Below are 16,119 nucleotides of genomic sequence, written 5' to 3'. Positions count from 1 at the left end.
ATGAAGTATGATTTTGATTTGTCCCTGGAAGAACATACAAGCGTTGGAAAAATTATCAGTCAAATCACTGAAGGCTCTTCAGTGTTGGAATTTGGTCCAGGTAATGGTCGGATGACCCAGTATTTAATCAACGAAAAGAAATGTAATGTATCGATCGTAGAATTTGATCCAGTCTTATTTAAGCACGTCATGAGCTTTGCTCAGGACGGCTTTTTAGGAAACATCGAAGAATATAAATGGAACAGTCACTTTGCAGGGAAAAGCTTTGATTTTATCGTCTTTGCCGATGTCTTAGAGCATCTGACGGATTCCGAAAAGGCGTTACAAGAAGCAAGTAAGTTTTTAGCACCAAATGGTGAAATACTACTCACATTTCCTAACTTAGCTCATAATTCAGTCATGATCGATTTATTTAATAATAAGCTTGATTGGAAACAATATGGTCTCCTAGACCGCACACACAATAGTTTCTATACACAACAAGGATTTGAAGAATTATTTGGTCGAATCGGATTAACGATACGTCGAGAAGATTTCACTTACTCGCAAGTCGGACAGAATGAATTATCGGCCAGCTACGAAGAATTACCAGAAATTATCCGTTATGATTTTAAGAATCGTCCTTTTGGAGAGGTCTATCAATATTTTTATGCATTGCGAAAAGAGCCAGTTGAAAATCCGGAGCGGGTTGAGCCGATGAATTCTAATTACAATAAACAAATGCAACTGGCCTACTTGATTGATGGTGAATTTCAAATTGAACCCTACATTTTTAATAATCATACAGGTGAAAACAAAATGACGACGCACCTAGCACCAAAAAATGTAGAAAAATTGAGAATCGTAATTGGGAAGGTTCCTGCTACAATTCGGCTTTCAATTGTTGTTAACAATCAATTGATTAGTATTGAGGAAACGAATGCTTCATGGTACCAGGAAGATTTATTGATGTTTCCAAACATTACAGAAGAACCATTTGTAGTGATTGACGGACCAAATGTTGCTGGGAAAGAATTTTCAGTAAACGTCGCCGTCCTAAATGAAGAAGAATTTTTTCCTTCTGAAGTCCAATTAATGGAAGACGTTGTGAAAGAAAAAGAAAAAAATCGTTTGTTATCATTAAAACTGAGTTATTTGGATCAATATGATTATCAAGTAAAAAATATTCCTTATGTTGAAGCGATTAGTGATATTAAAGGAATTAAGTTAATGATTGAATCCATCGAAAATAATGATTCTGAAAATGAAGCGATCATTAAGGGCTGGGGGTTCTCAGAATTGGCTCAGCAGCCGTTAGACTTTTTATTGGCTGAATCGATGAAACAAATCCAACTTAATCGCATTTATCGTCCAGATGTGAATGAAGTTTTTGATATTTCTTCAACTGAAAAATTTGGCTTTATTCTGACAATTAAAGACATGCAAGTTGCAAATAGTCTCAAGCTATTTGTGTTAGACGAACGAGATCAGCTTTTTCCGGTTTTGGTAAAAAATAATCAAACAACGACTACACCATCTTTGAAAAAAGTTCGTCGATTATTGGGCTCTATTAAACGTAATGGCATTTCAGGGGCGCTAAAAAATTATCAACGCTCTAAACATCAAAGTGCTAATTATGAAGAGTGGATAATGAAAGTGGAGAAACCCATGCGGGCCCAATCAATCGAAGTAGCGGATCAACTGACTTTCCAACCTAAAATTTCTCTTGTGGTACCTGTCTATAATGTCGATGAAAAATGGCTGCGAGCTTGTGTCAAATCACTAACTGATCAGATTTATTCTAATTGGGAATTATGCTTAGCAGACGATGCATCACCTAAAGAACATATAAAACCTTTATTACAAGAATTAGCCGCTAATGATGAACGAGTGAAGCTTGTCTTGAGAGAAAAAAATGGGCACATTTCAGAGGCGACCAATTCAGCGATTGAGATTGCAACGGGTGAATATGTCGGCTTTTTAGATAATGATGATATTTTGGCGGACACAGCCTTACTGGAAGTAGTAACCGCATTAAATGAAGATCAAAAGCGCGAATTTATTTACACGGATGAGGATAAGTTATCTATAAGTGGCAAACGTTTTGATCCATTTTTCAAACCTAATTGGAATGAGACGCTATTACTGGGCCATAATTATATTACTCATTTTGTCGTGGTGAAGCGTTCGATCCTGGATACAATTGGTGGATTAAGAACTGAATTCAACGGCAGTCAAGATTATGATTTTGTATTGCGAGCAACAGAGACAGCCAAAGAGATTTATCATATTCCTAATATTCTTTACCATTGGCGCACTATCGAGACCTCAGTGGCGATGGACCCTCAAAGTAAGGAATATGCCTATGTCGCTGGACAAAATGCCTTGCAAGCGGCGGTTGAACGCCGTGACTTAGAAGGCACCGTCTCTATGACAAAAAATTACGGTGCGTATAAAATTGATTTTAAATATGAAACAACGCCAAAAGTTTCAATTATTATTAGCGGAAAAACAAATGAAAAACAACTCCGAGAATTATTAATGACTGATTGGCCGGATTTTGAAATTCTAGTTAATAATTCAATAGTAAGTGATGGACGGATCAAAACCTTTGATGGTAAAGATGAAAATGAGTTAGCCAAAGATGCAGAAGGTGAGTTTTTAGTCTTTCTAACGGAAGAACTAGTGCCAACTAAAATAAGTTGGTTGAAGGAAGCCATGAATTTTGTTCGCTTGCCTAATGTTGGTGCTGTAACAGGTAAAATTATTAGTAAAGACGAAGCTATTTTAAATTGTGGAGTAATTATTGATCCTGCCAACGAACGAATTGTCTATGAACAGCAAGGCTTATCAAATAAAACGATTGGAACTTATTTCCGACCAACGTTGCCACGAGAAATTTATACTGCTACGGAAGATTGTTTAATCATTCGCAAGACAGATTTTTTAGCCTTGGGCGGCTTCGATATGAGTTTGCCGTTCCAAATCAAAGGGATTGATCTTTCAATCCGTTTGGCTCAAGGACATAAAAAAATGATTTTTGATCCGTATTTTGAAGTTCGCTATCCTGGAGAAAATCATTTTAGTGTTAAAAAAGATGCATATGTTGCTTTAACAGAAAAATATTCTCACGAATTGAACGATCCATTGATCAATCCAAATCAATTCAGCATAGGAGGTTAATCCGATGGCAAAACACGAACAAGTTTGCATTGATCAATGCAAGTATCAACCAGAAACAAAACAATTAGAAGTTAAAGGTTGGGCCCTTGATTTAGAAGCAAAGAAATTACCTGTATTAACTATCCAAAAAAATAATGTTGTCGAGGATAAAACTGAGTTTTATCCTCGCTCAGACGTAGCAGCTGCTCATAAAACTAGTGCGAGTTTAGCCATGGGCTTTACTATCATGATCAAGGTTGCTAATCCAACCAAGGAAATTGTGCTGGATTTTGTCTTCGGTGAGCATAAACAAATCAAAACATTTATTCCAAACGAAAATATTTTGAAGGAACCCAAACAACCTTTGCAGCTTCAACGCTTCTACGGGAAAGCACGAAAAGCTCTCGGATATTTAAAGCGGAATGGATTAAAAAACACACTTCGACGGGTGACGTTGGAACAAGTAAAACAATCGGATCAAAGCTACCAACAGTGGATCGTTGAAAATGAAAACTGGGATGTTGAGGCGATCAAAGCAGAGATTGCTGCTTTTGAGTATCAACCAGTCATTTCTATATTAATGCCGGTCTACAATGTAGAAGAAAAATGGCTCGCTAAATGTATCGAATCGGTCCAAAAACAATTTTACACTCATTGGGAATTGTGTATGGCGGATGATCATTCGACTGATGTTACGGTTCGTCCATTATTAGAAAAATATGCAGCTCAAGATTCTCGTATCAAAATTGTTTTTCGTCCAGAAAACGGTCATATCTCAAAAGCCACCAATTCAGCTTTAGAAATCGCAACGGGTGAATTTGTAGCTCTGTTAGACAATGATGATGAATTAGCACCAATCGCTTTATACGAAGTGATAAAAAGATTAAATGAAAATGCCGAGTTAGATTTAATCTATAGCGACGAAGATAAGATCGATATGGCCGGTAAACGGTTTGACCCAGCGTTCAAACCGGATTGGTCGCCTGATTTATTGTTAGGCACAAACTATATTTCTCATTTAGGTGTTTATCGTCGATCTATTATGGAAAAAATCGGCGGCTTCCGAGTTGGCTATGAGGGCTCACAAGATTATGACTTAGTTCTGCGGTTCGCCGAACAGACAACGGCTGAGCGAATCGCTCATATTCCGCAAGTCTTATATTACTGGCGCATCTTGCCAAGTTCAACTGCGGCCGATCAATCAACCAAGAGCTATGCCTTTGATGCCGGCTTGAAAGCTGTCCAAGATGCAATTGCTCGTCGTGGACTCGAAGCAAGTGTCAACCATGCAGCAGGCAATGGCCTATACGATGTTGATTATCAAGTATTATCAGAGGATTTGGTCAGCGTGATTATTCCTACTAGAAATGGCTATGATGATGTAAAACGCTGCGTCGATTCAATTATTGAAAAGACCACCTATCCTAATTATGAAATCATAATGGCGGATAATGGCAGTGATCAATCCGAAATGAAGGATCTATATGCAGATTATCAAAAACAATTAGATGAACGATTTGCGGTAGAGTCAATTAACATTCCCTTCAACTATTCTCGGATTAATAATCTAGCTGCTAAAGTGGCCAAAGGAAAATATTTATTATTCTTAAATAACGATACTGAAGTGATTACGCCAGAGTGGATGACGAAGATGGTGTCCTTTGCACAGTTTGAGCGCATCGGATGCGTCGGTGCCAAATTATATTATCCTAATAATACGATTCAGCATGCAGGTGTTATTTTAGGCATGGGCGGCGCAGCAGGTCATGGGCATCATACCTTTCCTCGCGGTGATTTTGGTTACTTCGGTAAACTTGAGATCAATGTTGATTATTTAGCGGTCACAGCCGCTTGTATGATGATTCGAGCGAAAGATTTTGCTGAAATTGGCGGCTTTAATGAAGAATTGACCGTGGCTTTCAATGATGTGGACCTTTGCCTGAGAGAATATGAAAGAGGACATAACAATGTTTGGCTGCATGGAGCAGAGCTTTATCACTTCGAATCCCAATCACGCGGATATGAAAACACACCAGAAAAACAAGCACGATTTGAAAAAGAGACGAAGTATATGGAAGATACTTGGACAAAATACATCGGAAATGATCCGTATTATAATCCTAATTTGACAAGAGTTAGGGGAGATTTTTCGGTGAGGTTAGAGAATTAATAAGGAATACAATTTAAAAATTTTTCATTAGGAAAATACTACTTGGCGTAATGAAATATACTTATATAGGATAGTAGGTAGAACATTTGAAAAAAAATTTTTTTAATAAAGAGATTCTTTCGGGAATAGTGATATTACTACTTGTTTCTTTTGTTATGGTTTCGCCACAGTTTTATAAAAGAGCTATCATTCTGGGGTCAGATGTGATGTTTCATTTTAATCGTTTTTTTGAAATGTCGATGCAAATAGAAACAGGTAAATTCAATTATTTTCAATCTCTATTTGGCTTTAATTCGACAGGAAGAATTATCAATGCTTTTTATGGCTGGGATTTTTCTTTCATAATGGGATTACTCCTGTCAATTTTGAAATCTTGGACTAAATTTCAGATAGTTAGTTCTTTCATATGCTTTTTTATTTCTGGAGTCACTATGTATTCATTGACAAAATACATGAAACTTTCAAATCGAGTGAGTATTTTAGCTTCCATTTTGTATATGTCTTCAGCATCTGTTTCGTTTTATCCAATTGCCCAAGCTTTTAATAGTTGGGGTGCTGCTTTTTTACCATTATTGTTTATACCTGCTTTTAAATCTATAATTGATAGAGAAAAGCCAATAAGCATTGTTGGCTTAGCGGCTACAGTCAGTATTTTGTTATCTACACATATGATGACTCTTATTATAGGTCTAATGGCTATCTTACCGTTTTTTGTATTCAGTTTTATTAAATCTAAAAAGAAACTTTATTGGCTGAGACAAATGGGGCTATCCATTGGGGTCGCCATGTTACTTTCCGCGAACTCTATAGTTGGATTTCTTGATCCATACTTATCAAATAATATACTGCAGCCTTTTCATCAAAACCAGATGTCAGGAGATGTAGTTAAATTTCTACCTGTCAGAAACGATCTATATAATATAGGATTGGTATATATTATTATTTTTGTTTTTTCTATATCAGTGATAGTACTTAATTGGAAAAAGAGCGTTATTGAAGAAAGATTTTCTGCAGTTATAGGTGGATTTTTTTTAGTTTTAGCCTCAGGAGTATTACCTTGGGATGATTTGCCTAGAATTATCCCATTCTTACAGACTTTCCAATTTCCTCACAGATTTGATATAGTATCGTATGTTTTATTGATTGTTGCTTTTTCGATGGTCATTGAAAAAATATCTATTAATAAAACTGCTGAATACAAAACAATACTGTTTTCTTCAGTTATAGTTTTATGCTTTATTTCTGTACTAAACATCAATGCGTATATAAGTTCGCAGTCATGGCTTTGGCAAGGGGATGATCCAACAGCAGGCGGAAATAATAAAACTAGCATGAGGGTAAAAGATCCAGAACTTTTAAGAAAGGCTTTCAAAAGTCCAAAATTAGCAGATGGGCTTAATGCTGTAGTAAAAGGGACTCCAGACTACTTACCAATACCTAATAATTCCAATAACGAATTAATATATTCCAACAATCCTTATAAAGAATACGAAGAGCAATTCATAGATAATCCATTAAAATACACAAGAACAATAACAAAAAGTGCAGAGATTAAGATTGAATGGAACAGTATAAATAAAGATGATGTACAATTGCCAGTTGCCGTGTATAATCATTCCGTAATAAATTTGAATGGTAAAAAATTAAATGGTGATAAACTCAACAAAACTAATCTAGGTGCCTTAGTTGTAAAACCAGAAATTGGGAGAAACACTGCTGTTATTAGTTATAAATCTTCTCTAAGCATAAAATTTGTTTTTGGATTAAAATTAATCGGAATTATAATACTCATCGTAAGTTTATTTTATAATATTAAAAATAAACAAATAGAGAGGATTAAGGTTAAATAAGTTGAGTTTTAATGGAGCAAACGAGAGAAATGGATCGATTACTTTTTGCTAGAAACAGTTTGTTCAATAAAAGTGAGCTAGGTATGCGGTGAATTTTTTGCATCGCTCTTATTGTTCCCAAACGATAATATTTGTTGTAAGTAAACAATTGCGTAAAAGTGATTTATTTAATTTACTTAGTTTTATTGTTTAGCTAGTCTGTTATGCCACTAGAGAGGTTCGCTTTGGATATAAGATTAATCTTAGAGCGGTAGTAATGAAATATTTTTAAAAAATTGTAGAAAATCTCTAATGAATTGTATATTAAGCTAAAAATACATACTGTATTAGTTTAGTTAATTTAGAGAAGGAAAACGTACGCAAGCCACTATTCATTTTTTAGCCCTTGATCGATAGAGTAGTAAATTTATCTCTTTATTTTAGTATAGAAAGATTTGTTCGAGGCTTAGCAAAAGAATAGTGATTATCCTAAGGAACGATTTGTAAATAGAAAAATTTGTATTTATCAATTTATTTCATACGTCATTGAAAAAGGAATAAATATATGGACTACTTACTCATATTTTGAAGAAGTAGATCAATCCTTATTTAGTAACATCGAAGGATACTATAATCGTAATCGAGTCCATAGTTCTATTCATTTTACGTAATTACACAGGAGTTTGAAAATTTATAAACAGAGAAAATACCTTAGTAATCTCAACTAAAAGGTGTCCAAATTATTGATTCAAATCCAATATTAAAGGACCAAAATTAGAGGACCAAATTTAAAATTAGTAAATACAAAGAACAAAAAAATTAATCATTTTTTTGTTCTTTTCTTTTTTATTACTTTTTTTACGAATGCTACTCTTTTTTAGGGCTGTATGGTAAGATGTGTAATGGATTATTTTGTGGATTAGGAGTGTTTGTATGAATAAAAGTAGCGAATGGAGCGCCGCCCGTAGAGTGTTTATCATTTTGATGGACGTAGTCGTTTATAATTTCTCTATTTACTTAAGTTTTTGGCTGAAATTTGGAGGGCTCATTCCAGAGAGGAATTTTCAAACATTTGAAAGCTCAGCCTTACTTATTTCTATTTTCTTTGTACTATTGAATGTGCTCTTAGGGGTATATGTTTTTTATAATCGAATCACTAGTGATATTGTCTTTGTGACCGTTATTGGTCAATTTTTAATGTCATTAGGAATTATGATCATTACCTTCGCAGGTCGCTGGTTCGCTTTCCCAAGAATGGTGATTTTGATTTCATTTTTACTGGGTACGGTTTTGCTGATCGTCTATCGAACGATCATCTATAAGCTTTATCTAAAATTGAGTGCGGACAAGAAGGTAACGATCTTAGGTTATGAAAAAGATGTTGCTCCGGCAATTCAAAATTTTAGTTCACAAAAAAATAATAAGCATAAAGTCCAATCAATCATCTTAGATCATTTTCATGAGAACTTAGAAAAAATCATTGATGATGTGGATATTGTTTATCTAGCTTCAGAGATTGATGAAATGGAAAAAATCAGTATTTATCAATTAGTTACGAAGACAGAGAAAAAATTGTTTTTAAATACGACATTTGAAAATTTAGTAACCATCAATCCCAATATAATGAACTTTGAAGATGAGAGTATCATTGAGTCTTCAGGCTTCAAGATTCCTTCTGAAGACGCGATGTTGAAACGCTTGTTTGATATTGTTGTTTCATTGATCTTATTGGTGATCGCTTCGCCATTTATGCTAATCACGGCGATTTTAGTAAAAGTAACTTCGCCGGGACCAATTATTTATAAACAAATTCGGATTACACAAGATCAAAAAGAATTTCCGATTTATAAATTCCGTTCAATGAGTGCTACTGCGGAATCAAAATCTGGTCCTGTTCTGGCTACAAGTAACGATGCCCGGGTAACTCCTGTGGGAAAATTTATTCGAGCTGTGCGTTTTGATGAACTGCCTCAGTTGATCAATGTGTTGAAAGGCGATATGTCGATCATTGGCCCCCGACCAGAGCGCCCCTTCTTTGTTGAGCAGTTCAATGCAGAGAATCCTTATTATTATTTGCGACACAATGTTCGGGCTGGGATCACTGGCTACGCTCAGGTTTACGGCAAGTACGCGTCAGATTATAATAGTAAGCTAAAATTTGATTTGCTTTATATTAAAAAATATTCGTTTATGTTAGATATGAAAATTTTGCTCCAGACAATTAAAATTCTGTTTGATAAGGTTTCATCGCAAGGATTAGAAGAAGAGGAAGTTTCTACATCATTAGAAAAAATGAATTTCCCGAAAGAGAAGATTTATCAATAGACAAAGGAGTGTTCCTTTTTGAATAGTGTAGATGTTAGTGTATTAATGTCTGTATATATAAAAGAAAAGCCAGAATATTTTAAAGAAGCGTTGCAAAGTGTTTTAAATCAAACTCTTCTTGCAAAAGAAATTGTTTTAGTTTTGGATGGTCCGATAACGCCTCAATTACAAGCGGTAATCAAGGCGGTACAAGAAGAGCGGCCGAATTTATTTGAAATAGTACCTTTAAAAGAGAATGTTGGTTTAGGCAAGGCATTAGCTGAGGGAGTAAAAGCGTCTCACTATGAGTTGATTGCACGAATGGATACAGATGATATCATGCTACCGACACGGATTGAGAAGCAATATGGTGAATTTATTAAAGATCCCGGACTAACGATTGTTGGATCCAATATTGATGAGTTTTATGATTCACCTGATGAAATTGTTGGTAGAAGAATTGTTCCCGAATCTTATGAGGATATTTGTTCATTTTCAAAAAAAAGAAATCCTTTTAATCATATGACAGTAATGTTCAAAAAAGAAGCTATTCTTGCTGTGGGAAATTATCAGCCAATGATTGGATTTGAAGATTATTATCTTTGGGCAAGGCTGCTAAAAGCTGGATATAAGGGTAAAAATATTCAGGAATCACTTGTTTACGCAAGAACTGGTGAAAACATGTATGCTCGTCGAGGTGGAAGAAAGTACTTTGTTAATGGATTAAAAGGGCGTGAAGCAATCTATCAAGCAGGACTAGGATCCATCTCAGACTTTTTGATTTCGTGTTCAGTGCACGTTGTAATTAGTTTATTACCAAATAGTTTGAGAGCTAGTTTTTATAATAAAGCACTACGTAAAAAAAATAAAAAAGAGGTTTGAATTCTATGCCTATCGTTTCAGTAATTGTTCCTGTGTATAATGTTGAAAATTATTTAGAGAAGTGTTTGGAATCTATTTCTAATCAATTATACAAAAAAATAGAAATATTAGTAATAGATGATGGATCTACAGATAGTAGTGGATATATCGCAGATTCATATAAACAAAAAGATGACAGAGTAACAGTACTGCATCAGTTGAATGGTGGGTTAAGTTCAGCTAGAAATAGCGGTCTAGATATTGCAACAGGAAACTATGTTTGTTTCATTGATAGTGATGATTGGATCGAACCTGATTTTATAACATTACTGTTACAAGGAATCGAAAAGTATAATGCTGATATAGCTGTAGTAAAACTGAAAAAGATAAGTGATTATCAAAAAATTGAAGAAACTACTGAGACAGTCACTAGTTGGGAAGTTTTAAGTAGAAATGAAGCGATGAAAAATCTGTTTACAAATAATAAAGTCGGTTATTCAGCTAATAATAAACTCTTCAAACGTTCATTATTTTCAACGATTCGTTTCCCTAAAGGGCTCCTAATGGAAGACAAAGCGACAACCTATAGACTAATAAATGAGTCAAGTGTTGTTGTAGTCAATGATTCAAAAAAATATCATTATTATCAAAGTCCGAATAGTATTTTAAGAGGGAATTTTAATCCCAAAAAGTTTGATTCTTTTAATATCCATGAAGAAATCATTGAATTTATCGATATGTATTATCCTGAAGTATCTTTAAATATAAGGACTCGTTTTGTATATGAATCGATTCGACTAATGATGTCAATGATCGAAAATAATCATGAAGAAAAATATGATTTTGATAGGGCTATGAATATTTTATCTATATATAAAGATGAGATTGATAAAGATGAAGACTTTTCAAAAAAGCTCAAACAATTAAGCCATTTTTTATTAAAACATCCTAATCTTCCATATAGGCTGTCTGGAAATAAGGTTACAGCAGCTTTATTATCGAAAATCGAAACTATGAGGTGACAAATGAGTAAATTTACTAAGTTTTTATCACGTAATATTTATCCCCTTTTTTTTAGATTACTTCCGATTAAGAGCAGACGAATTGTTTTTTCAAGTTTTGGTGGTCGTAATTATTCAGGAAATCCTAGAGTAATCTCTGAAAAAATTCAAGGCCAAAATTTAGATTATGAACTTGTATGGCTACTAAAAAAGGAAGTAGAGTTAGAATTACCGAAAGGAATAAAGAAAATCAATACCGATTCATTTTTGGGGGCGTACTATTTGTATACTGCAAAATATTGGATTGATGATAGTCGAAAAACAATTATTTTTGAGAAAAGACCTCAACAAATATATTTTCAAACTTGGCATGGAACACCTTTAAAAAAGATTGAGTTTGATGCTGCGGATACTTTGCCAGCACGATATTTAAATTATGCGGTTCATGATAGTAAATCTATTACATATTTAGTCTCAGGTAATCGTTACAGTAGTGATTTATACCCAAAAGCTTTTAATATTCCAAAAGAAAAAATCTTGAACATTGGTACTCCTAGAAATGATGGGTTGATAAGTGACGAGTCTTCAAAAGATTCTATGATCGAGAAAAAAAAATCGATTTCTATTTTATTTGCGCCTACTTTTAGAAATATGAAAGAAGCAAATGGAATAGTTCAATTAGACAAACTTCATATTGAAAAGTTGCGAGCTTATTTCGTTAAAAAAGGGTATAATTTCAAATTTATGGTGAAGTTCCATCCTAATGTCAATGCTGATCTTTCCAGTGATTCAAGCAATATGGAATATTTGAAAAGACACTCTATTGAATTGATAAAGGATGGAGTCCCTTTAGAAAATTTATTTGATGACGTAGATGTGTTAATAACTGACTACTCATCTATTTTTTTTGATTTTGCATTATTAAAAAAAGGTATTATTCTATTTAATTATGACCAAGAGGAATACCTAGCTGAAAGAGGTTTTTATATTAGTTTGAGCGAATTACCTGTCCCTAAGGCTAGAAACTCATATGAACTATTAAATATATTCGAAAACAGATTTCAAGAACTTATTGAAAGCTCTGAAAGTTTATTAGATTATGTTGGAAATTTTGAAGATGGTGATAGTACAGAAAAAATTATTGATTTAATATTGAAAGAAGCCTAGTAAAATGAAAAAGACAATTAAAGATATTCTTTACAATGCCGTATATCAGTTATTTCTAATTATCTTGCCTTTATTGACTACACCAATTCTTAGTAGAAGAATTGGCGCTGATGGTTTAGGAGTTTATGGTTACGTATTTTCTATGGCTCAATTTCTTATGACGGTTATTGCTATTGGAATGAATCCCTTTAGAATTAGAAATATCGCAAAGGTTAGAAAAAATAAACATGAATTATCGTTACAATTTTGGAACATTTATTTAATGCAGCTTCTAATCGGCATAGTTGCAATAGCACTGTACATCGGAGCAGTTATCTTACTCAAACTAGATTATACAAATCTATATCTAATTCAGATTGTTTTCATCGCTGGATTGACATTAGATATTTCTTGGTTTTTTCAAGGAATAGAAGAATTTTCTAAAGTTGTTATTCGAAATACCTTGATTAAGTTATCATCCGTTATCTTGATTGTATTATTCGTTTGGACAAGACAAGATCTTTGGATCTATGTATTAATTACTTCTCTAGCAAATTTTATTGGTAGCTTAGTATTTTGGATAAGTATTAAAAATAAAGTTGAATCACCGAGATTAGATAAAACTCTATTCAAATCACTTTGGCGACCTGGATTAATGATTTTAATTCCACAATTATTTATGCAAGTATACACAACATTAGACAAAACGGTTGTAGGATATTTTGTTAGTCCAACTCAGTTATCCTATTATGATCAGTCTCAAAAAATTGCTCGAATTATTTTAGCATTATTAACCTCCATTACTATTGTAATGTTACCTAAATTGACTGGTGCTCTTGCTGATGGAGATGATGAAGGTGTAGTGCGTTATACTAAAAAGTCCTTTGATTATACACTAATTATTAGCGTAGTTCTCTTTACAATTGTTTTTGTTAATACTAAAAATTTTGTACCTTGGTTTTTCGGTGAGGAATTTAAACCTATGATCAGTAATATGCTTATAGTAGGCTCATTAATTATTGTAAGTCCTATTGGAGGTATTTTTTCGAATCAGTTTTCGATTGCAATTGAAAAAGATAAGGCTTTTGCGTATCCGTTAATTATCGGTGCAATTATTAGTGTAGTTGGAAACATCTTGATTGTTCCATATTTTTCATCTTTAGGAGGAACGATTGTTCTGGTTGTGGTTGAAACACTTGTATGCTTCTTGAAAATCTATTTTGTTAAAGATGAATTGAATTTAAAAATAATATTTAGTAAAAATGTATTGTTTTTTGTATTATTGGGTGTAGTTATTAATCTGTTAGCTTTTTTCATACCTACATTGTTTGCTAGTGCGTTTATAGATATGGCATTCAAATCAATAATACTCATGATTATTTTTATACCAATCACTTTTTTTACATTTCCAGAGATAAAATCAGAACTGCTCAGTAATTTTGGTAAAATAAGGAGATAGTGGAATGCATGCATATTTAATAATGGTTCATGAGAAACCTGATTTTCTTAAGATCTTGCTACAAAGAATTGATAATCCAAATAATGATATATACATCCATATAGATAGCAAAGCATCTGGGTTTGATGAAGTAGAAGTTAAAAAGTGGACTTCCTACTCTGAAATACATTTTATAAAAAGCCAAAGTGTTACGTGGGGGGCTTATTCTCAAATTGAAGTGGAAATGAACTTATTAGAAGAGGCAATTTTATCGAATTATGAATACTACCATTTGATTTCCGGTATCGATTTTCCTTTGAAGGAATCCAACGAGATAATTACTTTTTTTGAGCATAATAAAGGAAAAGAATTCATTCAATTTCAAAATAAGAATTTGAGTAAAAAAAATCTCAACAGAGTGAGATATTTTTATCCTTTTCAAGAGTATATAGGAAAAAAAAAGAACTTTTTATGGGTAATACAAAAATTTTTAGTATTGATGCAAAAAGTGTTTCATATAGATAGAACTAAGAAAAATACTGCATTTAGTCAATTTCAAATGGGAGCAAATTGGTTTAGTATTACTCATGGACTTGCTGAGTATGTGGTCTCGAAAAAAATAGACATTAAAAGAACTTTTAAACACACGATTAATGGCGATGAGTTATTTCTTCAGACTATCGTGGTTAATTCTGGATTTGATAATGACCTATATCACACGGAATTTGATAACTCAACAGAATCTAATACGCGGTTTGTTAAGTGGGAGGATGATACCCCAGTCATACTTACCGAGAGATATTATACTCGGTTGAAAACAGGCGAAGAGTGCTTTGCTAGAAAATTTGACAAAGAGAATAGTGGAAATTTGATTAAAATGCTATTTGATAAAGACAAATAATAAAGCAAGGAGTTTTTTGGTGAGTGAAAAAATAAATAAATATTCCGGAATTACTCCGTTTGTTACTGGCTTACTATTAATTATGCAACGGACACTGATTTCAGCAACAATAATTCCAGAATACAATTCTGGCAATAATAGATATTATATATATCAATTTTTATCCATTATTGCTATGATTGGTGTAAATTTACTTCCATTATATATAGGGTTCTATTCGAGAGAGATTTCTCTCAAGAAACCTATAAGTAAATTAAGCCGATATTATTTTATTTATTTAATATTAATTTTCCTTTCAAATATCTTATTCTTAATAAAAGATGCAAAATTGAATATCCGAGATTATTGGGTGCCGTTTTTTCCAATTAGTCAGAATATTTTTCCATATGCGGTATCAACTATAGTAGCTTTGCTAGTTGTACCATACTTAGTTAAATATTTACAAAAATTGAGTGATATCCAGTTAAAAGTAGGAGTATCTTTAATATCAATTTTTGCTGTTGTATTACCAACATTATTTGAAAATGATATATGGGGAAGTAAAGAAGGAACGGGAGTCTTTTGGAGTATCTATCTTATTAGTATGGGTTATGTTTTTAAACGTTTCGAAATCATCCCAAGAATTAAATTTAAATTATTACACTTATTTAGTAGTACCTTAATTTTATTTGTTTTAGTAATTATTATGGTTCAGGTTTCAGAATACTTACATGGTGACCTCAGCACAGCCACTAGGTTCAGCACACCTGTTTCAATCTTTGGAATGTATTTGACAATAAGTATGTTTGCATGCTTAGAATCAAATAAAATACATAAATTAATTCCTTTAAAAATTACTTCGAATACTTTGATAACGTTTTGGATAAGTGTCCAAGTTATTACTAACTGGATCCTAACGATCTATATGATAAATTCCTACTATAGAAGGGATTTTCCAAATGATTCACGAATGTGGCTATTTTGGATAGTTATTATTATGGGAGGATATTTATTAGCAGCTGTCCTTTTTTCAGTAATTGGGATAAGTATTCAGCGTCTTTCTCTTTACCGACGAATTTATAAAAAATTTGAGATATCTTCTATCCAAGATATTTTGGATAAAGCAAATTGTATTTCTCGATGGATCAAAAGAAATAAGCGCTTGTTTTATGTAAGTATTTTTTTCTATTTCTTTACCATACTGCAAATGATTTTTATATCTGATCTAGGTAATCAAACTAAGATCATTAAAGCTATTTTAAATGTATTGACGGTAGCGTCAAGAATTATGTGTAAATGGAAAATCCATTCCGTTAATTACAGTTAAATCATTGACTCTAATGTATCCT

The 16,119-nt window shown here is 33.0% G+C and carries 10 protein-coding genes; all 10 read left to right on the top strand.

Annotated elements, in window-relative coordinates; genetic code table 11:
- The 10 genes from FFM67_RS00050 (at position 1) to FFM67_RS00005 (ending at position 16,097) form a co-directional block, all read left to right on the top strand.
- Positions 1 to 3,162, top strand: a complete 3,162-nt coding sequence (locus tag FFM67_RS00050; RefSeq protein ID WP_137612638.1) for a glycosyltransferase — start codon at positions 1 to 3, stop codon at positions 3,160 to 3,162.
- A 4-nt stretch (positions 3,163 to 3,166) separates the two neighbouring features.
- On the top strand, positions 3,167 to 5,311 hold the full coding sequence (locus FFM67_RS00045) for a glycosyltransferase family 2 protein (protein ID WP_137612637.1): 2,145 nt from the start codon (positions 3,167 to 3,169) through the stop codon (positions 5,309 to 5,311).
- Positions 5,312 to 5,397: 86 nt separating this feature from the next.
- On the top strand, positions 5,398 to 7,161 hold the full coding sequence (locus FFM67_RS00040) for a putative glycosyltransferase family protein (protein ID WP_137612636.1): 1,764 nt from the start codon (positions 5,398 to 5,400) through the stop codon (positions 7,159 to 7,161).
- A gap of 912 nt (positions 7,162 to 8,073) precedes the next feature.
- Positions 8,074 to 9,465, top strand: coding sequence for a sugar transferase (locus tag FFM67_RS00035; protein ID WP_137612635.1), 1,392 nt, complete (start codon positions 8,074 to 8,076; stop codon positions 9,463 to 9,465).
- Positions 9,466 to 9,483: 18 nt separating this feature from the next.
- On the top strand, positions 9,484 to 10,326 hold the full coding sequence (locus FFM67_RS00030; protein WP_137612634.1) for a glycosyltransferase: 843 nt from the start codon (positions 9,484 to 9,486) through the stop codon (positions 10,324 to 10,326).
- A 5-nt stretch (positions 10,327 to 10,331) separates the two neighbouring features.
- Entirely contained in the window at positions 10,332 to 11,327 is a 996-nt protein-coding gene (locus FFM67_RS00025; RefSeq protein ID WP_137612633.1) for a glycosyltransferase family 2 protein, read from the top strand.
- Positions 11,328 to 11,330: 3 nt separating this feature from the next.
- A complete protein-coding gene (locus FFM67_RS00020) occupies positions 11,331 to 12,473 on the top strand; it encodes a CDP-glycerol glycerophosphotransferase family protein (protein ID WP_137612632.1) in 1,143 nt (380 codons plus the stop codon).
- A 4-nt stretch (positions 12,474 to 12,477) separates the two neighbouring features.
- On the top strand, positions 12,478 to 13,911 hold the full coding sequence (locus FFM67_RS00015; protein ID WP_137612631.1) for an oligosaccharide flippase family protein: 1,434 nt from the start codon (positions 12,478 to 12,480) through the stop codon (positions 13,909 to 13,911).
- A gap of 4 nt (positions 13,912 to 13,915) precedes the next feature.
- A complete protein-coding gene (locus FFM67_RS00010; protein WP_137612630.1) occupies positions 13,916 to 14,791 on the top strand; it encodes a beta-1,6-N-acetylglucosaminyltransferase in 876 nt (291 codons plus the stop codon).
- Positions 14,792 to 14,810: 19 nt separating this feature from the next.
- Positions 14,811 to 16,097, top strand: a complete 1,287-nt coding sequence (locus FFM67_RS00005; protein WP_137612629.1) for a hypothetical protein — start codon at positions 14,811 to 14,813, stop codon at positions 16,095 to 16,097.
- Positions 16,098 to 16,119: the final 22 nt, after the last annotated feature.

Source organism: Enterococcus viikkiensis (assembly GCF_005405345.1).
In the GTDB taxonomy this organism is placed as follows: Bacteria; Bacillota; Bacilli; order Lactobacillales; family Enterococcaceae; genus Enterococcus_A; species Enterococcus_A viikkiensis.
This window is presented reverse-complemented; position numbering and strand designations above follow the sequence as displayed.